We start from the raw sequence: 20584 nt of genomic DNA, 5'->3' as shown, positions 1-20584 counted from the left end.
GGGTTTTCGTGCGGGTGAAGTTGTGCGCATTGCTTGCGATTTCAACGATGTTGGGGTTGGCCACACCACCGGCGGCGGCGCAGCAGCCGGTGATTCTCAAGGTCGCGATCGTGCAGCAGATCGACTCGATGAACCCGTTCCTCGCGGTGTTCCAGTCGAGCACGGAGATCGGCCGGCTGATGTACGACTACCTGACCGCCTACGCGGCCGCCGACCAGAGCGTGACCGAGGGCCTCGCGAACAGGTGGGAGCCCTCGGCCGACAAGCTCACCTGGACCTTCACCGTCCCCGACGGCAAGAAGTGGTCTGACGGCGAGCCGATCACCGCGCACGACGTCGAGTTCACCTACGACCTGATGATGACCGACGAGGTCGCGCGCACCGCGAACGGCAGCTTCGTCGCCAACTTCCAGGACGTCACCGCGCCCGACGACCGCACGGTGGTCATCCGCACGAAGACGCCGCAGGTCACGATGCTGGCGCTGGACGTGCCGATCGTGCCCAGGCACGTGTGGGAGAAGGTCACCAGCGTCAAGGACTACGCCAACGACCAGATGCCGGTCGTCGGGTCGGGCCCGTTCGTGCTGACCGAGCACGTCGCGGGACAGTTCATCAAGCTCAAGGCCAACAAGCAGTACTGGCGGGGCGCGCCGAAGTACGACGAGCTGCACTTCGTGTACTTCCAGAACTCCGACGCCGCGGTGCAGGCACTGGGCAAGGGCGAGGTCGACCTGGTCAACCGGATGGCGCCGGCCCAGTTCGACTCCCTGGACGGCAAGGCGGGCGTGACCCGCAACAAGGCTCAGGGCCGCCGCTTCACCGAGCTGATGATCAACCCCGGCGCGCAGACCCGCACCGGTGAGCCGATCGGCGACGGCAACCCGGCCCTGCGCAACGTCGCGGTGCGCCGGGCGATCGCGCAGGCCGTGGACCTCGACGCGCTGGTGGCGCGGGTGAACCTCGGCTACGCGGAGAAGGGCGCCGGGCTGGTACCGCCGGTGTTCGGCAAGTGGCACTGGCAGCCGAGCGAGCAGGAGCTGCGCAAGTTCGACCCGGCCGCCGCGAACGCCGCGCTCGACGCCGCCGGGTTCGCGCGGGGGGCCGACGGCACCCGGTTCGGGCTGCGGCTGATCGGCCGGGCCGGACGCGCCTACGACGAGCAGGCCGCCGAGTACCTCAAGCGCTCGATGGGCGACATCGGCATCGCGCTGGACGTGCGGCTGGTGTCGGACAACCAGCTCAACGAGGCCACCACGGCCGCGACCTACGACCTGGCGTTCTCGGGCTGGTCGACCAACATCGACCCGGACTTCGTGCTGGGCCTGCACACCTGCGCGCAACGCCCCGGCGCGGACGGCAAGGGCGGTACCACCGACACGTACTTCTGCGACGAGACCTACGACAAGCTCTACGCCCAGCAGCTCTCGGAGTTCGACGAGGGCAAGCGCGTGGAGATCGTCAAGCAGATGCAGGCGCGGTTCTACGACCAGGTGCCCGCGGTGGTGCTCGCCTACGACAACGCCCTGGAGGGCTACCGGTCCGATCACTTCGCCCGGTTCACCACCCAGCCCGCGCAGGGCGGCGTGATCATGGCGCAGAACGGCATGTGGGGCTACTACGGCGCCGAACCCGCCGAGCGGGTCGCCGTCTCCGCCACGGGCTGGACCGGGTTCGCGCTGGCCGGGACCGCGGTCGCGGCCGTGGCGGTGCTGCTCGTGGTGCTGGCACGGCGCCGCAAGGCCACGGCGGGGGAGCGCGAGTAAGTGCGTCTGGCCGGTCGGTTCGGTGGTGCCGCGCTCAGCCTGCTGATGGTGGCGGTGCTGGGTTTCTTCCTGTTCCGGGTGGTGCCGGGCGACCCCGTGGTCTCGATGACGCGGGGCCGCCCGACCACCGAGGCGCTGCAGGCCGAGCTGCGCGCGCAGTTCGGCCTGGACCGTCCGCTGCACGAGCAGTTCTGGGGCTACTTCACCTCGCTGCTGCAGGGTGATCTGGGGACGTCGTTCACGTTCCGCAGGCCCGTCGCGGACGTGATCCTGGAGCGGCTGGGCCCGACGCTGCTGCTGGTGGGCACCTCGACGCTGATCGCGGTGCTGCTGGGGCTGTGGCTCGGGGTGCGGGCGGCGTGGCGGCGCGACTCGGCGTTCGACCGGGTGACGACGGGGGTGTCGCTGACGTTGTGGGCGGTGCCGACGTTCTGGCTCGGCATGCTGCTGATGATGGTGACCGGAGACCTGTTCCCGTCGCGGGGCATGCGCGACACCGACACCGCGCCGGACTTCCTCTCGCAGGCGCTCGACGTCGGCCATCACCTGGTGCTGCCGTCGGTGACGCTGGTGGCGGTGGTGTGCGCGGAGTACATGCTGGTGATGCGGTCGTCGCTGCTGGAGGAGATGCACGCCCCCTACCTGACGACGGCGCGCGCGAAGGGCCTGCGCGACGACCTGGTGCGCCGCCGCCACGCGGTGCCCAACGCGGTGCTGCCGGCGATCACGCTGGTGTTCCTGCGGTTCGGGCTGGTGGTGGCGGGGGCGATCACGACCGAGACGGTGTTCTCCTGGCCGGGGCTGGGGTTGCTGTTCTACGACGCGCTGACCGGGCCGGACTACTTCCTGTTGCAGGGGTTGCTGGTGGTGACGGCGGGCGCGGTCGTGGTGATGAACCTGCTGGCCGACCTGCTGCACGGGGTGCTGGATCCACGGGTGAGGGTCGTATGAGGATCGCGCACAGGCCGGGGGTGGCCCGGTTCCTGGAGCACCGGGCGGGGGTGGCGGGTGCCGGGGTGCTGGTGGCGGCCGCGGTCGTGGCGGTGCTGGCGCCGTTGTTCATCCCGGCCGAGGCGCTGGACGTCACGCGGGTGAGCGCGGCGGCGTGGCAGGGTCCGGGTGCCTGGCACTGGCTGGGGACCGACCACACGGGACGGTCGGTGGCGGTGCTGATGGCGCAGGGGGCCGGGACGTCGTTGTTCGTCGGGCTGACGGCGGCGGTGCTGTCGGTCGGCATCGGCACGCTGGTCGGGATCGCGAGCGGGCACTTCGGTGGGCTGGTGGCCGGGGCGTTGCTTCGGGTCACGGACTTCTTCCTGGTGCTGCCGGCGCTGGTGCTGGCGATCGCGTTGTCGACGGTCCTGCCCCGCGGCCTGGGCACGATCGTGCTGGCGATCGGCCTGACCAGCTGGCCTTCCACCGCGCGGATGGTGCGGGCGCAGACGCTGACGATCGAGGCCCGCCCGTTCGTGGAACGCGCGCGGGCGCTGGGTGGCGGGCACGCGCACGTGATCGGCCGGCACGTGCTGCCGTCGGTGGTGCCGCTGGTGCTGGTGAACGCGACCCTCTCGGTCGCCTCGGCGATCGTGGCGGAGTCGACGCTGGCGTTCCTCGGCCTGGGTGATCCGACGCGGATCTCGTGGGGCGCGATGCTGCACCAGGCGCAGCTGCACGGCGCGGTGCCGCAGCGGGCCTGGTGGTACCTGTTGCCGCCGGGGGTGGCGATCGTGGCCGTGGTGCTGGCGTTCACGCTCGTCGGGCGGGCGCTCGAAGCCGTTGTGACGCCGAAGAGGTGAACCCGTGCTGGAGCTGAACGACCTCACCGTGCACTACGGGCACAAGCGCGTGGTGCACGACGTGAGCCTCACCCTCGCAGCGGGTCAGACGCTGGGGCTGGCGGGCGAGTCGGGGTCGGGCAAGTCGACGCTGGCGATGTCGGTGCTGCGGCTGCTGCCCAGGACGGCACGGGTCGACGGGGAGATCCTGCTCGACGGCGAGGACGTGCGGACGATGGCGTGGGGCCGGCTGCGGGCGGTGCGGTGGGCGTCGGCGTCGGTGGTGTTCCAGGGCGCGATGCACTCGCTCAACCCCGTGCACCGCGTCGGCGACCAGATCGCCGAGCCGATGCGCCTGCACGGCACGCACGGCAGCGTCGCCGACCTCCTCGAGCAGGTCGAGCTGCCGAAGGACAAGGCACGGGCGTATCCGCACGAGCTGTCGGGCGGGCAGAAGCAGCGGGTCATGATCGCGATGGCCCTGGCGTGCGGGCCGCGGCTGGTGATCGCCGACGAACCCACGACCGCGCTCGACGTCGTGGTGCAGGCGCAGGTGCTGGCGGTGCTCAAGCGCCTGGTCGCGGAGCAGGACCTCGGGCTGCTGATGATCAGCCACGACCTGTCGGTGCTCGCCGAGACCTGCGACGACCTCGCGGTGATGCAGGCGGGGGAGCTGGTGGAACGCGGCCGCACCCGTGAGGTGATCGCGAACCCCCGCCATCCGCACACCGCGGCGCTGACGGCGGCGTTCCCGGTGATCGGCGACCCGGCGCACCGCTGGACCTCGGCCGAGCCCACTCCCGAACCCCTGCTGGAGGTGCGGGACCTGACCGTGGACTACGGCCGCACCCGTGCGGTCGACGGGGTGGACCTGACGGTCGGCAAGGGCGAGATCGTGGCCCTGGTCGGCCAGTCCGGATCCGGAAAAACGACACTGGCCCGTACCATAATGGGGTTGCGGGCGCCGTCCTCCGGTCGGGTGATCTTCGACGGGGCGGAGGTGCCGCGCGGGGGCAGGGCGCTCAAGGCGTTCCGGCGTCAGGTGCAGCTGGTGCTCCAAGATCCTTCCAGTGCACTGAACCCGCGGCACCGGGTGTACGACGCGGTCGCCGAGGCACTGCGGGTCCACGGCCTCACCGAAGGCGAGGAATCGCAGGTCACGGCCGCTGTGGAACGCGCGGAGCTGCGTCCCGCGAGCCTGTACCTCGACGCCCTGCCGCACGAGCTGTCAGGGGGTCAGCAGCAGCGGGTGGTGATCGCCGGCGCGCTGGTGCTGGGGCCCCGGTTGCTGGTGGCCGACGAGCCCGTCGCGTCGCTGGACGCCTCGGTGCGCGGGGAGATCGTGGCGCTGTTGCTCCGGTTGCGGGCGGAACTGGGCCTTGCTTCATTGATCATCACGCACGATCTAGGGCTGGCGTGGCAGATCGCCGACCGGGTCGCGGTGATGCATCAGGGGAAAATCGTGGAACAAGGCTCCGTGGACCAAGTCCTCCTCACCCCCTCTCACGACTACACGCGCGCCCTGGTGCGTGCGGTGCCCCAGGTCTGAGGGTGATCCCGATCGAACACGCCCGGTGCCGGGCCTCGCTGACGCCTGCCGAGATCGGGCGGGGCGGCGCGGACGGCTGGGTGGACGTGCGCGAGGTGCCGACGCTGGCGAGGCTGGCGTGGCACGACCTGGGCCGCCCGCCCGGGGTGCTGGCCGAGCTCGCCCAGGCGGCCGATCCGGAACACGTGCGGGAGCTGTGCCGGATCCTGGCCTCGACCTCCCGCGCCGACACCGCCGCGGTGTGGCGGTATCTGGCCGCGGACTGGGAACGCACCGGCGAGCGCTCGGACGGACGGCAGCGGTTCCTGCTGGACCGGGCGATGCGCGGCGAGGGCGTCGACTGGCACGACTACGCGGCGCTGATGGGCATCGCCCGGCCCGAGGAGGTCGACGCGGCGTTCGACCGCGGCGAGGACATGGTCGGCGTCGCGGTCATCGGCCTGGCGATGTCGTGCCCGGACCCGCTGATCGTCTTACCCCTCGTCGCCCGCGCCCTCGACCACAACCGCATCGAGGTCCGCGGGCAGGGCGCCACCGCGCTGGCCCACGTGGCACGCCTGCACGGCGTGGTGTCGCGCGAGTGCCTGGAGGTGCTGCGCCGCCACCCGAACGACACCGCCGAGGACGACCTGTGGACGTTCATCGCCCACCGCAGGCTCCCTCCGTGGCTGTGGTGGCGCCGCCTGACCCGCCCAGGGCGGCGAGTTCCGCGCGGACCGCGATCTCGGTTACGCGGTTGCGCTGCCCGACCGCCCGGCGCAGCGCGTCCTCGAAGTGGCCCCGCGCCGCGTCGGGATCCCCTGCGGCCGCCGCGATCCGCCCGCGTTCCCTGGCGATGTGGCAGCGCATCTCGTCTGGCCCGTACCAGCCGCCGGGCGTGAGCTCCCACGCCTGGTCGCACTCCGCCGCCGCCAGCGGGTGATCGCCGCTCACCCGTTCCAGTTCCGCGAGCCCCAGATGCGCCCCGGCCTGCACGACCAGCGCACCCGACCGGCGGGCCAGCGTCAGCGCGAGCCCGAAGTCCTCCCGCGCCCCGGCGAGGTCTCCGGCCGCGACCTTCGCCTGCGCGCGCCCGGTGACGGCCTCGGCGGTGTCCTCGGTGGCCCCGAGCTCCGCGAGCAGCACGCGGGCCCGTTCGATGTGCTCCAAGGCGCTGGTGTGGTCTCCGTCGGCCAGCGCGATCTCGCCGAGCTGGTTGAACGCCAGCGCCGCGCCCCACCGGTCACCGACCCGCGTGAACGCCTCCGCGCCCTCGCGCAGCATCGCCTTGCCGGTCTCCGGGTCCCCGCCCATCCGCGCGACCAGGCCGTCGCCGACGAGGGCGAGCGCGGCACTCCACGGGTCGTCGTTGAGCAGCCGGTTGCGCCGGTGCCAGACCTGCGAGTCGTTCTCGGGCGCCCCGAGCGCCATGCCCCACATCATCGTCATGATCGGGTACCGCGGCGGCGCCTCCAGCTCCGCGAGCAGCGCGTCGGCCTGCCGGATGCGGGCGCTCTGGTCCCCGGCCGCCACGGGCCACGCGATCAGCAGGCACAGCGCGTACTCCTGCTCGCGGCCGGCGGGCGGGGTCTCGCCGCACGCGTGCAGCACGGCGTCGGCGAGCGACGCGGCCTCGGTGCGCAGCCCCCGGCACCAGTAGTAGGTCGCCAGCGCCGCCACGAGCTCCAGCGCCAGCGCGTGGTCGTGACGGGTGGCCCAGCCGACCGCGGCGACGAGGTTGTCGTGATCGGCCGACAACCGGTCCAGCCACGTGATCTGCTCGTGCGCCCGCAGGTGCGGTTCCGCCTCCTGGGCCACCCGCAGGAACCACCGGGCGTGCCGCTGCGCCAGATCCGGCGCGTGCTCGGCGCAGAACGCCCGGATGGTGTCGAGCATCCGGTACCGGTCGTCGGCGACCTCCACGAGTGACTTGTCCGCCAACGACTCCAGCGTGTCCACAGCGGACTCGCACACCGCCGTCACCGCCTCCAGGCTCGCCCCGCCGGAGAACACGGTGAACCGGGCGGCGAGGTCGCGTTCGGCGTCGTCGAGCAGGTCCCAGCTCCACTCCACGACGGCGTGCAGCGTGCGGTGCCGGGGCGCGGCGGTGCGGCTGCCCTTCGACAGCAGCCGGAACCGGTCGTCCAACCGGCCCGCGATCTCCGCCAGCGGCAACGACCGCACCCGAGCTGCGGCCAGCTCGACCGCGAGGGCGATCCCGTCGAGCCGCCGGCACACCTCCGCGATCACCTCCGGGTCGGCGTGGAAACCGGGCTTCACCGCCTGCGCCCGGTCCAGGAACAACCGCACCGCCGCCTCGGAGTCGAGCGCGCCGACGGGGCTGAGCGTCTCCCCGGTGATCCCGAGTGGTTCCCGGCTGGTCGCGAGCACCCGCACGTCCGGGCACGCCGCCAGGATCGCGCCCAGCACCCGCGCGGCCTCGTCGACGACGTGCTCGCAGTTGTCCACCACCAGCACCACGTCGCGCACCGCCAGCGCCGCCCGCAGCCGTTCCTCCGCACCCGGCCCACCCGTGAGCAGCCCGGCCTCGCGCACCCCGACGCCGTCGAGCAACGCCCGCACCACGTCCGAGGTCGCGCTCAGGTCGACGAACGCCACCTCGCCGGCCTCGCGGTGCGCGACCTCCACCGCCAGCCGGGTCTTGCCGGTGCCACCGGGCCCGATCAACGTGACCAGCCGGCTCTCCCGCAGCCACTTCGCGACCCGCCGCAGGTCCTCGTCGCGTCCGACGAAGCTGGTCAGCTGCGCCGGCACACCTCGATGCGGCGAGGCGGCCCGCAGCACCTCCAGATGCGCGGCCGCCAGCACGGGGGAGGGGTCGACCCCGAGCTCAGAGGCCAGCAGCTCCCGGCCGCGCGCGAACACCTCCAGGGCCTCGGTCTGCCGTCCGGACCGGTGCAGCGACAGCATCAGCGCCGCCCTCAGGTCCTCCCGCAACGGGTGCTCGGAAAGAAGGTCGCGGTGGTGTTTTTCGCTTCCGCCGGAAAGTGCGCAGTTGATGAGCACTTCTGTCAGGTTCTGCCGCGCCACCTGCACAAAGGGTGCCTCGACGTCGGCCAGCGCGGGCCCGCGCCACAACGCCAGCGCCTCCGCGCCCCGTCCCTCGTCCAGCAGCGACGCGCACACCAGGTGATCCACCTCGGCAGGGTCGGCGACCAGCCGGTACCCAGCGGGGTGGTGCTCGATCACCAGCCCCGGCACCGCGCGGCGCAACCGCGACACCTGCGACTGGACCGCGTTCGCCGCCCCGGCCGGAGGCGAGGAGTACAAGCCGCCGATCAGCTGGTCGTGCCCCACGATCCGACCAGCGTCGAGCACGAGCATCGCCAGCAACGCGCGTTGCCGCGGCGCCGCGACCTCCACACCGTCGACCTGCACCGGACCGAGCACCCCGAACCTCACAGGACACGATTCTCCCCGAGTCTCAAGATCCACGAGGCCGGAACCGGCACTGCTCCACTTAGGTCGACTATCTATGCATTCCGGTGACCCGCCGTATCCGCGCCACCACGTGCGGTCTCCTTCCGTTCGGTCGGGGACGAACTCACGAGCGGAGAACGCACAGCCATGAGACCCATGATCACGGTCGGCACCGCGCTGGTGACCACCGTGGCCCTCGCGATACCCGCGCACGCGGCCACCGGCAACCTGCCCGGCGGCACCAGCATCGGCGTCACCATCACCAGCCCCGCGAACAACTCCGTGCACCCGCCGGGCCCGGTGACCGTCACCGGCAAGGCCACCATCGGCACCGGTGTCGCCGTCGTCGACACGGCCCTGACCTACGTTCTCGACGTGTCCGGCTCGACCCAGACCCCGGTGGCGGCGGGCTGCGGCGGCGACCAGAACGGTGACGGCCTGCCCGCCTCGATCCTGGACTGCGAGATCGCCGCGGCCAGGGCGCTCAACGCCAAGGCCGCCGTCCCGAACACCGTCGTCGGCAGCGTCGGCGCCGCCGTGTTCGGCTCCACCGGCACGACCGCCGACGTCGGGCCGGCCGCCGGCGACCAGAAGACCACCACGCCTGCCGCTGACGCCAACGCCAACGGCGTCAACGACATCTCCGAGGTGCTGGGCAGCGTGGGCTTCAGCGGCGTCGGCCTGTTCACCAACCGCAGTTCCGGCGGCGGCACGAGCTACACCGAGGCCCTGGCCGCCGGTCTGTCCGCCGCCACCGCCGCGCCCGAGTCGCGCAAGCTGATGGTGTTCCTGTCCGACGGCGCCGGCGCGGGCAACGTCGACCCCGCGCTGCAGCAGGCGATCGCCGCCGGCATCAAGATCTTCACCTTCGCCGTGTCCACCAGCGTCGGCTGCGACATCGCGGGCACCAACTCGTTGCGCAAGATCGCCGAGACCACCGGCGGCACCTGCACCGAGGTCCCGGACGTCTCGCAGCTGCCCGACGTCGTGCCGGGCGTCATCGCCTCCAAGCTCACCGGCCTCACGCTGAAGGTCGACGGCGGCGCGGACCTGCCGATCACCTCGATCACCCCGGGCCTGCCGCAGGACGGCCCCGCGACCGTCGACTACACCGTCACCACCCCGGCCCTGGCCCCCGGCGACCACCAGCTGTGCGTCACGGCCGCTGGCACCGACGGTGGGGGCACGGGCGGTGTGACCGAGTGCGTCACGGTCAAGATCAACGCCCCGCCCGTGGTCAAGCCCGGTGGCCCGTACTCCGGCCAGGAAGGCACCGACGTCGGCCTCGCCGGCACCGTGACCGACCCGGACGGACCGTCGCTGACCACCGCCTGGACCGCGACCCCGCAGTCGAACGTCGACGCGGGCGCCACCTGCGCGTTCGGTGACCCGGCGGCGCAGACCACCACCGTCAAGTGCACCGATGACGGGGTGTGGGAGCTCAAGCTCACCGCCAATGACGGCGTCAACGCGGCCGTCGTCGCCACCACCACCCTCACCCTGACCAACGTCGCCCCGCAGACCGGCCTCAACGCCGACAAGACGCTGGTCACGCGCGGCACCACGGTCAACTTCACCGCGCCGTTCACCGACATCGGCGCCAACGACACCCACACCTGCACGTTCGACTTCGACGACGGCTCACCCATCGTCAACGGCACCGTCAACCAGGGCACCTGCACCGGCTCGCGCACCTTCACCGCCCTGGGCGCCCACAACGTCCTGGTCAAGGTCACCGACGACGACGGCGACTCCGCCACCGCGGTCCTCAAGGTCGTCGTCTACCTGCGCGGCGAGGCGTGGGCCCTCAACGCCACCGGCCTGATCACCGTCGCCAAGACCCCGCACGCGCAATGTCCCCCCAACGAGGACAAGACCGTCGCGAGCGTCAACGTGCTGGGCCTCGGCTCGATCAACGCCCTGCACGCCGACTGCACGCTCAACCCTGACACCGGCCGCACCGTGGCCTCCGCACGAGTGGAAGGAGCCACCCTCCTCGGTGGCGCGATCAAGCTCAACGCCATCGAAGCCAAGTGCGAGAGCGACGCGAACGGGGTCGTGGGCTCGTCGAAGGTCGGCACGCTCAACGGCCAGCCCATCGGCACCGGCCCCGCCACCATCGGCATCCCCGGCGTCGCCACCGTGCACCTCAACGAGACCGCCACCGGACCGAACGGCCAGCTGATCCAGAACGCCGTCCGCGTCCGCACCCTGCTCGGCCAGGAGATCATCCTGTCGGCCTGCCGACTCGGCTGATCTGAGCTGATCACGTGCTGGGGAGCACCGCGCTAGCTCCCCAGCACGTGCCCGGTCGTCGCGTCCACGTGCGCCGGCACCTCGTCGTGCCGATCACCCACGGTCGACGTCCCGGACGGCTCGAACATCAGGATCCGCGCACCACCGGGCGACGACGGCTTGTGGAACGTCCCGCGTGGCACGGTGAACACAGCGCCCTTCACCAGCACCACCGACCGGTCCGGCCCCCGCAGATCGATCCGCAGCTCCCCGTCCAGCACCAGGAAGAACTCGTCGGTGTCGTCGTGCACGTGCCACACGTGCTCACCCTCGACCTTCGCCACCCGCACGTCGTAGTCGTTCACGCGGCCGACGATCCGGGGACTCCACAGAGCGTCGAACGAGGCCAGCGCCTCGTCCAGAACCACAGGCTCAGTCATGCCCACAGCCTCGCCGCTCGCACGCCCCGGCCGTGAGTGCTAGGAATCGCACATGCCGCAAGAATCCTCGCACCGGGTCGTCGTCATCGTCGACGAGAACTCCAACCCGTTCGAACTCGGCTGCGCCACCGAGATCTTCGGCCTGCACCGCCCCGAACTCGGCGGCCACCTCTACGACTTCCGCCTCTGCTCACCCACACCCGGCACGACCATGCGCGACGGCTTCTTCACCCTCACCGGAGTCGACACCCTCGCCGCCACCGACCACGCCGACACCCTGATCGTGCCCAACCGCCCCAACATCGACACCCCACGCCGACCCGACGTCCTCGACGCCATCCGCCGCGCCCACACCCGCGGAGCCCGCCTCGTCGGCTTCTGCTCCGGCGCGTTCACCCTCGCCGAAGCCGGAGTCCTCGACGGCCGCCGCGCCACCGCCCACTGGCAGTGGGCCGACGAGTTCCGCACCCGCTTCCCGAAGGTCACCCTCGAACCCGACGTGCTCTTCGTCGACGACGGCGACATCCTCACCTCCGCCGGCAGCGCCGCCGCCCTCGACCTCGGCCTGCACCTCGTCCGCCGCGACCACGGCGCCCAGGTCGCCACCTCCGTCAGCCGCCGCCTCGTCTTCGCCGCCCACCGCGACGGCGGCCAGCGCCAGTTCGTCGAACGCCCCGTGCCCCAGATCCCCGACGAGTCACTCGCCCCTGTCCTGCAGTGGGCTCAGCAGCACCTCGACACGCCCCTCACCGTGACCGACCTCGCCACCAAAGCCGCCGTCAGCCCCGCCACCCTGCACCGCCGCTTCCAAGCCCAGCTCGGCACCACACCACTCGCGTGGCTCACCGGCGAACGCGTCACCCTCGCCTGCCGCCTGCTCGAACTGGGGGAGCAGCGCCTCGACGTCATCGCCCGCCGCACCGGCCTGGGCACCGCCGCCAACCTCCGCGCCCTGATGCGCCGCGACACCGGCCTCACCCCCACCCAGTACCGACGGCGGTTCAGCCCAGCGCCCGCGCGATGATCCGTTCCACGACCTGCGTCTTCGCGTCCGCGTAGTCCTGCACCCGCTCCCACGTGCGCACCGCCAGCTCCCGCTTCACGCGCTCGTACTCCGCACGATCCTCGTCATGCGCGCGCAACCGGTCCCGGAACGCCAGCATCCGCTCCACCTCGACACAGCCGGGGGAGAAGACGTGCATGTTCACGTTCGGCGTCGTGCCCTTCACCAGCCGGTGCTCGTACCAGCCCGGCTCCCGCAACCGCAGGTAGTACCCCATCTCCACCAACGCCGGCACGTACGCGTCCTCATCACGCGAATCCGGCACCACCAGCAGCACGTCGATCAACGGCTTCGCCGCCAGCCCCGGCACCGACGTCGACCCGCAGTGCTCCACCAGCACCACCCGCTCACCCAGAGCGCCCCGGATCTTCGCCTCCTCCACCGCGAACCACGCAGGCCACGCGGCGTTGTACTCCTCCAGCACCACCGGCGCGTTGTGCGCCGGCTCCTCCGTCACGTACTCGACCTCAGACACCGAACAGATCCCCAGCCTCATCCACTCGCTCAAGCACCTCATCCGCCAGGAACACGAGATCCTCCACGGCCTCGCAGTCCTCCACCTCACCCCACGTCACCGGCGTCGACGCCGCCGGACGCTCCCGAGCCCGCAACGAGTACGGCGCCACCGTCGTCTTCGCCGGATTGTTCTGCGACCAGTCGATGAACACCTTCCCGGTCCGCTGCGCCTTCGCCATCGTCGACACGATCAGCTTCGGCTGCTCCTGCGCCAACCGCTGCGCCACCGCCTTCGCGTACTCCGCCGTGTCCTTCGCCGGCGCGTACGCGTACACCTGCATCCCCTTGTTGCCCGACGTCTTCGCCCACGAGTCCACACCGTCGTCGTCCAGCACCAGCCGCACCGCCTCCGCGACCCGCGCACACTCCACGACCGTCGCCGGCGCCCCCGGATCCAGATCGAACACCAGCAGATCAGGATCCCGCTTCCCACCCCGCGGCCCCACCGTCCACTGCGGCACGTGCAACTCCAACGCCGCCAGGTTCGCCAGCCACACCAACGTCGCCAACTCGTCCACCATCACGTAGTTGACCGTCTCGTTGCCCTTCGAGCTACCGGGCGAGTCCAGCCGCATCGTCCGCACCCACTCCGGACGGTGCTCCGGCGCGTTCTTCTCGAAGAACCACTTCCCGTCCACCCCGTTCGGATAGCGCTTCAACGTCACCGGACGGTCCTTCAGATGGGGGAGCAGCACCGGCGCGATCCGGGTGTAGTAATCGATCACCTCACCCTTGGTGAACCCGAACCCCGGATACAACACCTTGTCCAGGTTCGTCAGCTTCAACACCCGGCCCTCGACCTTCACGGTCGCGTCACTCGACAACCCGACGCACCTCCCCAGGAGTCTTGTCCGGCCGCAACCCGCGCCACGCCGGAAACCGCATCCGCCCGTCCGGCGTCCACTGCCGGAACACCACCTCCGCCACCAGCTCCGGCTCCACCCACTTCGCACCCTTCGCCCGCTCCCGCGGCATCTCCGTCACGAACGGCGACCCCTTCCGCGCGAGCGCCTTCAACCGCGGCGTCAGCACCGCCAGCTCCGCGTCGTTGAACCCCGTGCCCACCGACCCCGCGAACGCCAGCCCACCGTCCTGCGGAATACCCAGCAACAGCGCCCCCACCACACCCGCCCGCTTGCCCTCACCCATCCGCCAGCCGCCGATCACCACCTCCTGCGCCAGCAGATCGGTGATCTTGCGCCACACCGGGCTCCGCGACCCCGGCTGATACGCCGAGTCGAGGCGCTTCGCGACCACGCCCTCCAGACCCTGCTCCCGGCTCGCCGCCAGCACCGCCGCACCGTCCTCGTCGTACGACGGGGGAGTCAGCCAGTGCACACCCCTCAGCTCGAGTCCTCTGAGCAGCTCACGGCGTTGCCGGAACGGCAGCTGGAGAGTCGAGCTGCCGTCCAGGTGCAGCAGGTCGAACAACAGGAGGGTGATGGGGAACTGACGGGCCGCCCGCCGCGCCGCCTCCGACTTCGTGACGTGCATCCGGTTCTGCAGAGCGCTGAAACTGGGGACACCGTTCTGGAGCGCGACGATCTCCCCGTCGAGAAGCGCCTCCGTGGACCCCAACTGCTCGCCGACGCCCTGCAGCTCCGGGTACGCCACCGTGATGTCGTTGCCCAGCCGCGACCACGCCTGCACCCGGCCACCCTCGACCCGCAGCAGCGCCCGGACGCCATCCCACTTGAACTCGTACGCCCACTGATCATCATCGTCCTGGGGGAGCGGCCCCGGCACCGCCAGCATCGGCTTCAGCTGTTCGGGAGCCGGCTTCCAGTCCGGCCGCACCGCCGCGTGCCGGCGCTTCATCATCCAGTTCTTCTCGTCCTTGCCGGACCGGAAGAACACGAACTGACCCTGCGTCCGATACCCGTGCAACACGACGTCGACCTCGCGGTCCGACCACTTCACCGTCTCGTACCGGCCGCGATCCCAGATGAACATCTCGCCGCCGCCGTACTCACCCTTCGGGATCTCACCCGAGAACTGGGCGTACTCCAGGGGGTGGTCCTCGGTGTGCACGGCCAGACGCACCACATCAGTCGTCGACGGCAACCCCTTCGGCACCGCCCACGACACCAGAACACCGTCACGCTCCAACCGCACATCCCAATGCAGGCTGGACGCGTGATGCTCCTGAATCACAAACGTGTCGTTGTTGCCCTTCGGCAGCTCATCAGCAGCAGGCACAGGCTCCGGCGTCCTCGCCGGATCCCGCTTGCGCCGGTACTCGTCGAGCCCGGCCATCTACGCCGACGAGGCCTTCTTCTTCGGCGCCGACTTCTTCTCCGCGCCCTTCCGCCCCGCCTTCGCCTTCTCCACACTGCGTTCCAGAGCCGTCATCAGGTCGATCACATCGCCCTTGTCCTCGGCCTCCGGCTGCTCGGGCAACTCCGCACCCTCCGCCTTCGCCGCGATGACCTTCTCCAACGCGTCGCGGTAGTCGTCGGTGAACGTGTCCGGATCGAAGTCGCCCGCCATCGACTCCACCAGCGACGTCGCCATCTTCAACTCCTGCGGCCGCACCTCGACGTCCTGGTCCAGGAAGTCGAACTCCGCCTTGCGGATCTCGTCCGGCCACAACATCGTGTGCATCACCAGCACGTCATCGCGCGCCCGGATCGTCGCCAGCGTCTCCTTCTGCCGGATCGTGATCTTCACGACCGCCAGCTGACCCGTCTTCACCAGTGCGTCCCGCAGCAGCACGTACGGTCGTGCCGCCGCCTTGTCCGGCTCCAGGTAGTACGTCTTCTGGAAGTAGATCGGATCGATCTCCTCCGCCGGCACGAACTCCAGGACGTCGATCGACTTGTCGGTCTTCACCGGCAACTTGTCGAAGTCCTCGTTCTCCATGATCACCATCCGGCCGTCATCCAACTCGTAGCCCTTGGTGATGTCGCCGTACTCCACCTCTTCACCACACACCGAACAGACGCGCTTGTACTTGATGCGCCCACCGTCCGCCCGATGCACCTGGTTGAAACGGAAGTCGTGCTCCTCGACAGCCGAGTAAAGGCGCACGGCGATCGTCACCAACCCGAAGGAGATGGCCCCACGCCACACGGATCTCATTCTCATTGGGTACCCCTGAAATGCGGTTTTCGCACTATCAGGTCACCCACTTGGCCTAACGATCCGGCAACTAGGCGACCCCCGGCCCACACGTCTCCTCGCCGAGAGTGCCCCATCCCGGTAGAACACCGCTAGATGTCCTTGAGCGCCCGATACGTCCTGTTGCTCGCCACCGCCGCCCGCCGCTCCCGCGCCGTCGCCTCGATGTAGTTCTGACTCGTCGCCAGACTCGCATGCCCCAGCAACGCCATGATCTCGCTCGCGCTCGCCCCGTCCTCCGCCAGCCGCGTCGCGAACGTGTGCCTCAACGCGTGCAGATTCGCCCCCGTCGGCACCCGGTCGTTCAGACCCGCCCACCGGAAGCACTGCTTCACCAGGTACTCCAACCCACCACGACCGATCGGCTCACCATGCCGATCCCGCAGCAACGCGCTCTCCCGATCGAACCTGCCCTGCGGAAACCGCTGCTTGCAGCTCTTCAGATACGCATCGACGATCCGCTCCATCGGCGGCTCGATCGGCACACTCCGATCCCGGTTCCCCTTGCCCTTCACGTGCAACCTCTTGTCACCCTCACGACCCACGATCGACGCCAGCGACAGCGTCCGCATCTCCGCACTCCGCAGACCCGCCACCAGACCCAGCGCGATCACCAGCACGTCCCGCTCCGGCCACGGATCCCGCCCCTTCCTCGCACCCTCCGCCGCGGCCGTCAGCAACTGCTCCGGCGTGTCCTCACCCCTCAACGGCTTGGGGACCAGGGGAGGCGTCTTCGGCCGCGCCACCGCACCCATCGGGTTGCCCGCGATCAGGTCCTCCGCCACGCAGAACGTCAGGAACTGGTTCCACGTCGACCACGCCCGCAACACCGAGCTCTTGGCGTGCGTGTCCGCGAACAACCCGAACGCCTGACGCAGGTTGCCGCCCGTCAGATGCCCGATCGTCAGATCCTCGGCCGGGGTCAGGAGCGTCTCGGCCAGCAGGGCGTTCACGCCGGCGAGATCTCGCTGGTAGGCGGCCGTGGTGTGCGGCGAGTCCTTGCGAGTCCGGCGGGCGAGGAAGAAGGCGTCCTGGGCGGCGAACACGTGCATATGGATCTTGTACCGCACGGCACCGACAATCCTCGTCGCAGGGGGAGGGGAGCGGTCCGGCTGCTATTGCCCTGACCTGCGCAAACTGTGGTTTCGTCCGGTTCGTTCTTGATCACCGCGGGAAGACGGCGGGGTAGCGTCACCCGTCCTGAGCAGGCGTTCGTCCGGACGTGTTCGGACGGTGCGGCGCGCGCGGTCTGGTTCCGCACTTGTTCCGTGCTGGATAATGGCGATTATGCATGAAATGTCCGTTTCATCCGGGTTCGCCGGATTCGGAAACGGCTCACAGGGGCGCTGGACCAGCTGGCGTCACTTGGCGGGGATCGTGAGCGTAATGGCGCCCCGCTGCGTACGTCTCACTGACGACACGTCGGTGTCGACCGCGCTCCGACATCGCCGTGGATCTGATGTTGTGGCGTCTGCAAGCACAGTCGGCCTGCCCGTTGGCTGTGACTTGCAGACGCGCCAACACGGGCGTTCCGGCCCCTTTCGAGACGATCTTCGCAGGTCGCCGTTTCGCCGATAATCTACATTATGTCAAGTAACGGAGATCTGGGCCTGCCCCGCGGGCCGTCCTGACAGCCTCCCGAGGCTCGTTGCCGGCCGTGTGCGCGCGTTGGTTCGCTCAGACGGCTTCTGCTGACTTTTGCCTGCGCGGCGTCGTGCCGGTTCGCTGGTTTTCCGTCACCGGACCCGGCCGCGAGGTTCCTGAGCGCCGTCGCCACTCTCGTGCGCGCTCGCCCGCCTGCTTTCGTCACCGTGGCGTTAGGTGTGTCCGTGGCAGGCTGTCGGCTCATGATCGATGACTTCGCGAAGGCGTATCTGCACGGCGATCTGCGTGAGTTGCGCGAGGTGCTGGTGTGGAAGCTGGACGGTCTGCCGGAGGCCGACGTGCGGCGCCCGCTGGTGGCGTCCGGGACGAACCTGCTGGGTCTGGTGAAGCACCTGACGCTGACCGAGGCGCGGTACTTCGGTGAGGTGTTCGGGCGGCCGTTCCCGGAGCCGGTGCCGCGGTGGGACGACCTGGCGGCGCGTGGGTTGGACATGCGGGCCGATGAGACGGAGTCGCGTGAGGAGATCGTCGCGCGCTACCGGCGGGCGTGTGCGCACTCGGACGGGACGATCGAGGCGTTGGCGGTCGACTCCCCCGGCCATGTGCCGTGGTGGCCGCGTCCGGACGTGATGTTGTTCAACGTGCTGGTGCACGTGGTGTCGGAGACGGCGCGGCACGCGGGTCACGCGGACATCCTGCGCGAGCAGCTGGACGGGGCGACCGGCGAGGGCCGTTGAGGGTGTTTCCGCAGGCCCAGCGCTCATAAATGATCTTGTCGGGGTCGGTTGCGACACTGGGTCCATGCGATACGCGATCTATGTTCCTTCGTTCGGTGCGTCGCTGGGTGATCCGTCGGTGCTGGTGTCGTTGGGCGTGGCGGCCGAGGAGGCGGGCTGGGACGGCTTCTTCCTGTGGGATCACGTGGTGGTGCCTGGTGAGCCTCTGGTGGCGGATGTCTGGGTGACGCTGGGGGCGGTGGCGGCGCGGACGTCGTCGATCCGGCTGGGTCCGCTGGTGACGTCGCTGGGGCGTCGTCGTCCGTGGAAGGTGGCGTTGGAGGCGTCGACTCTGCAGCGTCTGTCCGGCGGTCGGTTAGTGCTGGGTGTGGGTGCGGGCGTGCCTCAGGACTTCGAGCCGTTCGGCGAGCGGGCGTCGCGCGCTCGGGCGTTGTCCGAAGGTGTCGAGTTGGTGCGCGCGCTGCTGTCGGGTGCCGAGGTCGAGCATCGCGGTGAGGTGTTCGAGGTGTCCGGGGTGCGGTTCGCGCCGGTGGAGGTGCCGATCTGGGTGGGTGGTGTGTGGCCGCGCGAGGCGCCGTTCCGTTCGGCGGAGCATGCGGCGGGCGTGGTGCCGGCGACGTTCGGCCCGGACGGCCTCGTCGTCCTCTCCCCTGCTGACGCCGCGCGCTTGAAGGCGGACTTCGTGTCGTCGGGCGGTCCGGCGAACGGCGATGTGGTGATCTGGGGTGGCGCCGCCTTACCCGCGGAGGTCGTCGAGTACGAGGCTGCCGGCGTGACGTGGATGCTCACGGACGGCGGCCACGGGAGTCTCGACGACCTCCGCGCGTTCATCGCGGCGGGTCCTCCGTCAGGCGCGTAGCCCGCGCAGCAGGGTCTCCAGGTACCGGCGAGCCGTGGGCAACCGGTCGTCCGGGCCGCTGCTGTGCACGTAGGTGGCGTACGCGATGCCGCACATCAGCGGAACGATGTCGGCGTCGTCGAGGTCGTTCCGCACGGCCCCAGCGTCACGAGCACGAGCGAGCAGCTGGGACCCCGTGGCCAAGATCTGCTTCTTGAGCTCGGTGGTGCGCGGCAGCACGTCCTGCTGGGCGGCGGCGACCTTGACGAGTGCGGCGTCCGTGACCTGACCTTCGACGACCTTGGTGAGGAACCCGGCGAAGGCCTCCCAGGCGTCGTCGTGGCTGAGCCCTTGCTCGCCCTGGCCGGCGAGTGCTTCAAGGCAGGGCGTGGCGACGGTCTCGAGCAGTGCCTCGGTGGTCGGGAAGTGCCGGTAGACGGTGCCGACGCCGAGCCCGGCCCGCCGTGCGACGTCGTTGAGCTGCAACGGCGTGCCTTCGTCCACCAGCTCTCGGGCAACACCGACGATGTGTTCCCAGTTGCGGGCGGCGTCCTTCCGCTGCGGCGTCATGCTCCAAGACTAATTGGATACGCCATCCGGAACGCGTCCCAGTGGCGCGTGCCTCTCGCTGAGCCTCCTCACGGCCGCCTGCACCTTCGGGTCTGCGGCGACCTTGGAGGGCTTGACCGGCACCGCGTGCCGCCCGACCACAGTGCCGCTCGGGTGCTCCCCGGTGGCGGCGATGATCGACGACCGAGCGGCGACGTCCGCGGGCCCGGAGGTGGACTTCTCGAACGTGCGCCGGACCAACGGCCACAACACCCGCAACCCAGGCGACACGATCTTGGGCGTGCGCATGGTCCCGTCGGTCATGTCGGTGGCCGCTCCCCCGGGATCGGCGGCGAACACCTTCACCCCGCTCCCTTGGAGCCGGTGCGCGAGGTCGAGCGTGTAGGCGAGGTTCGCGAGCTTGGCGCGCCCGTACCAGTGAAACCCGTAGTACCCACCAGGAGGCTCAACAGCGTCGAACACCTTCTTGGCCACCACCACGGCCCCGGACGTCACGTTGACAACCCGGTCCTTCAGCACGGGCAACAGCAACTCGGTGAGCAGATACGGCGAGAGGTGGTTGACGACGAACGACCCTTCCACCCCACCCAGCTCAACCCGGTCGGCGAACATGGCCCCGACGTTGTTGACGAGGACATCCAGCTCCCCTTCACCGGCGATCACCGCGGCCAGTTCGCGGACCTCGTCGAGCGACGAGAGGTCAGCGCGCAGGAACCGAGCGGCCTCCCCTCCCCTGGCGTTGATCCTCTCGACGGCCCGAGCCCCACGCTCGGCGTTGCGCCCGACCACGGTGACGGCAAACCCGGCCTCCGCCAGCCCCAACGCCGTCTCCAGCCCAATCCCACCGGTCCCAGCAGTGACAACTGCCTTGCGCACCATGCCCACTCCTCAATCCGGATAGCGAATCCGCTTATGTCGGCGACGCTAGCACAGATACGGATGGGCTATCCGCT

Annotated in this window: 17 protein-coding genes; 8 read left to right on the top strand and 9 right to left on the bottom strand. The window is 70.2% G+C overall.

Annotated features, from left to right (window positions below; genetic code table 11):
* Nucleotides 1-47: 47 nt before the first annotated feature.
* From ACFWNN_RS01215 to nikE, 4 genes are read left to right on the top strand one after another with little or no spacing between them, the layout of a single operon-like run.
* Nucleotides 48-1763: an ABC transporter substrate-binding protein gene (locus ACFWNN_RS01215; RefSeq protein ID WP_382437799.1), complete on the top strand. Its 1716-nt coding sequence runs from the start codon at nt 48-50 to the stop codon at nt 1761-1763.
* Nucleotides 1764-2714, top strand: a complete 951-nt coding sequence (locus tag ACFWNN_RS01210) for an ABC transporter permease (protein WP_382437798.1) — start codon at nt 1764-1766, stop codon at nt 2712-2714.
* On the top strand, nt 2711-3559 hold the full coding sequence (locus tag ACFWNN_RS01205) for an ABC transporter permease (protein WP_382437797.1): 849 nt from the start codon (nt 2711-2713) through the stop codon (nt 3557-3559). Before ACFWNN_RS01210 ends, ACFWNN_RS01205 begins: the two co-directional genes overlap by 4 nt.
* Before the next feature lie 4 nt (nt 3560-3563).
* A complete protein-coding gene (gene nikE / locus ACFWNN_RS01200; RefSeq protein WP_382437796.1) occupies nt 3564-5087 on the top strand; it encodes a nickel ABC transporter ATP-binding protein NikE in 1524 nt (507 codons plus the stop codon).
* 639 nt (nt 5088-5726) lie between these two features.
* On the opposite strand, the gene ACFWNN_RS01195 is transcribed toward nikE, so the two are convergent.
* Nucleotides 5727-8489 carry a BTAD domain-containing putative transcriptional regulator gene (locus ACFWNN_RS01195; RefSeq protein WP_382437795.1) on the bottom strand — a complete coding sequence of 921 codons (2763 nt, stop codon included), beginning with the start codon at nt 8487-8489 and terminating at the stop codon, nt 5727-5729.
* 165 nt (nt 8490-8654) lie between these two features.
* Between ACFWNN_RS01195 and ACFWNN_RS01190 the strand changes: the two genes are divergently transcribed.
* Nucleotides 8655-10763, top strand: a complete 2109-nt coding sequence (locus tag ACFWNN_RS01190; RefSeq protein WP_382437794.1) for a choice-of-anchor P family protein — start codon at nt 8655-8657, stop codon at nt 10761-10763.
* A gap of 32 nt (nt 10764-10795) precedes the next feature.
* Here the strand turns inward: ACFWNN_RS01190 and ACFWNN_RS01185 are convergent, their stop codons facing one another.
* Nucleotides 10796-11182, bottom strand: a complete 387-nt coding sequence (locus ACFWNN_RS01185) for a cupin domain-containing protein (RefSeq protein ID WP_382437793.1) — start codon at nt 11180-11182, stop codon at nt 10796-10798.
* 52 nt (nt 11183-11234) lie between these two features.
* Here ACFWNN_RS01185 and ACFWNN_RS01180 point away from each other — a divergent pair, with 52 nt between their 5' ends.
* The gene (locus ACFWNN_RS01180; RefSeq protein WP_382437792.1) at nt 11235-12206 is read left to right on the top strand and encodes a GlxA family transcriptional regulator; all 972 of its coding nucleotides are present in this window, start codon (nt 11235-11237) and stop codon (nt 12204-12206) included.
* On the opposite strand, the gene ACFWNN_RS01175 is transcribed toward ACFWNN_RS01180, so the two are convergent.
* The 5 genes from ACFWNN_RS01175 to ACFWNN_RS01155 all read right to left on the bottom strand — a co-directional run bounded on the left by ACFWNN_RS01175 (nt 12184) and on the right by ACFWNN_RS01155 (nt 16951).
* Nucleotides 12184-12720 carry a GrpB family protein gene (locus ACFWNN_RS01175; RefSeq protein ID WP_382437791.1) on the bottom strand — a complete coding sequence of 179 codons (537 nt, stop codon included), beginning with the start codon at nt 12718-12720 and terminating at the stop codon, nt 12184-12186. The two genes, ACFWNN_RS01180 and ACFWNN_RS01175, sit on opposite strands and share 23 nt — an antisense overlap.
* Complete coding sequence (ligD, locus tag ACFWNN_RS01170) at nt 12713-13585, bottom strand: non-homologous end-joining DNA ligase (RefSeq protein ID WP_382437790.1); 873 nt, start codon at nt 13583-13585, stop codon at nt 12713-12715. The genes ACFWNN_RS01175 and ligD (ACFWNN_RS01170) overlap by 8 nt, the downstream gene beginning before the upstream one ends.
* The gene (gene ligD, locus ACFWNN_RS01165; protein WP_382437789.1) at nt 13575-15017 is read right to left on the bottom strand and encodes a non-homologous end-joining DNA ligase; all 1443 of its coding nucleotides are present in this window, start codon (nt 15015-15017) and stop codon (nt 13575-13577) included. Before ligD (ACFWNN_RS01165) ends, ligD (ACFWNN_RS01170) begins: the two co-directional genes overlap by 11 nt.
* Nucleotides 15018-15842, bottom strand: a complete 825-nt coding sequence (locus tag ACFWNN_RS01160) for a Ku protein (protein WP_382437788.1) — start codon at nt 15840-15842, stop codon at nt 15018-15020.
* A gap of 131 nt (nt 15843-15973) precedes the next feature.
* A complete protein-coding gene (locus tag ACFWNN_RS01155; protein WP_382437787.1) occupies nt 15974-16951 on the bottom strand; it encodes a tyrosine-type recombinase/integrase in 978 nt (325 codons plus the stop codon).
* A gap of 777 nt (nt 16952-17728) precedes the next feature.
* Between ACFWNN_RS01155 and ACFWNN_RS01150 the strand changes: the two genes are divergently transcribed.
* Together ACFWNN_RS01150 and ACFWNN_RS01145 are read left to right on the top strand one after the other, a co-directional pair.
* Nucleotides 17729-18223, top strand: coding sequence for a DinB family protein (locus tag ACFWNN_RS01150; protein ID WP_382437786.1), 495 nt, complete (start codon nt 17729-17731; stop codon nt 18221-18223).
* 64 nt (nt 18224-18287) lie between these two features.
* The gene (locus ACFWNN_RS01145; protein ID WP_382437785.1) at nt 18288-19082 is read left to right on the top strand and encodes an LLM class flavin-dependent oxidoreductase; all 795 of its coding nucleotides are present in this window, start codon (nt 18288-18290) and stop codon (nt 19080-19082) included.
* Here the strand turns inward: ACFWNN_RS01145 and ACFWNN_RS01140 are convergent.
* Nucleotides 19071-19631 carry a TetR/AcrR family transcriptional regulator gene (locus ACFWNN_RS01140; protein WP_382437784.1) on the bottom strand — a complete coding sequence of 187 codons (561 nt, stop codon included), beginning with the start codon at nt 19629-19631 and terminating at the stop codon, nt 19071-19073. The genes ACFWNN_RS01145 and ACFWNN_RS01140 overlap by 12 nt on opposite strands.
* Nucleotides 19632-19640: 9 nt before the next feature.
* Nucleotides 19641-20510: an SDR family NAD(P)-dependent oxidoreductase gene (locus ACFWNN_RS01135; protein ID WP_382437783.1), complete on the bottom strand. Its 870-nt coding sequence runs from the start codon at nt 20508-20510 to the stop codon at nt 19641-19643.
* Nucleotides 20511-20584 lie beyond the last annotated feature (74 nt).

It is taken from the genome of Lentzea sp. NPDC058450 (assembly GCF_042721395.1).
GTDB lineage: Bacteria > Actinomycetota > Actinomycetes > Mycobacteriales > Pseudonocardiaceae > Lentzea.
The sequence above is the reverse complement of the archived record's forward strand: the minus strand, read 5'-3'. Positions and strand labels throughout refer to the sequence as shown.

Bases quoted from the DNA above. Each gene is read 5' to 3' on its own strand.
- ACFWNN_RS01215 (WP_382437799.1), top strand. From the start codon at position 48: ATGTTGGGGTTGGCCACACCACCGGCGGCGGCGCAGCAGCCGGTGATT.
- ACFWNN_RS01205 (WP_382437797.1), top strand. From the start codon at position 2,711: ATGAGGATCGCGCACAGGCCGGGGGTGGCCCGGTTCCTGGAGCACCGG.
- ACFWNN_RS01190 (WP_382437794.1), top strand. From the start codon at position 8,655: ATGAGACCCATGATCACGGTCGGCACCGCGCTGGTGACCACCGTGGCC.
- ACFWNN_RS01185 (WP_382437793.1), bottom strand. From the start codon at position 11,182: ATGACTGAGCCTGTGGTTCTGGACGAGGCGCTGGCCTCGTTCGACGCT.
- ACFWNN_RS01180 (WP_382437792.1), top strand. From the start codon at position 11,235: ATGCCGCAAGAATCCTCGCACCGGGTCGTCGTCATCGTCGACGAGAAC.
- ligD (WP_382437789.1), bottom strand. From the start codon at position 15,017: ATGGCCGGGCTCGACGAGTACCGGCGCAAGCGGGATCCGGCGAGGACG.
- ACFWNN_RS01160 (WP_382437788.1), bottom strand. From the start codon at position 15,842: ATGAGATCCGTGTGGCGTGGGGCCATCTCCTTCGGGTTGGTGACGATC.
- ACFWNN_RS01150 (WP_382437786.1), top strand. From the start codon at position 17,729: ATGATCGATGACTTCGCGAAGGCGTATCTGCACGGCGATCTGCGTGAG.
- ACFWNN_RS01145 (WP_382437785.1), top strand. From the start codon at position 18,288: ATGCGATACGCGATCTATGTTCCTTCGTTCGGTGCGTCGCTGGGTGAT.
- ACFWNN_RS01140 (WP_382437784.1), bottom strand. From the start codon at position 19,631: ATGACGCCGCAGCGGAAGGACGCCGCCCGCAACTGGGAACACATCGTC.
- ACFWNN_RS01135 (WP_382437783.1), bottom strand. From the start codon at position 20,510: ATGGTGCGCAAGGCAGTTGTCACTGCTGGGACCGGTGGGATTGGGCTG.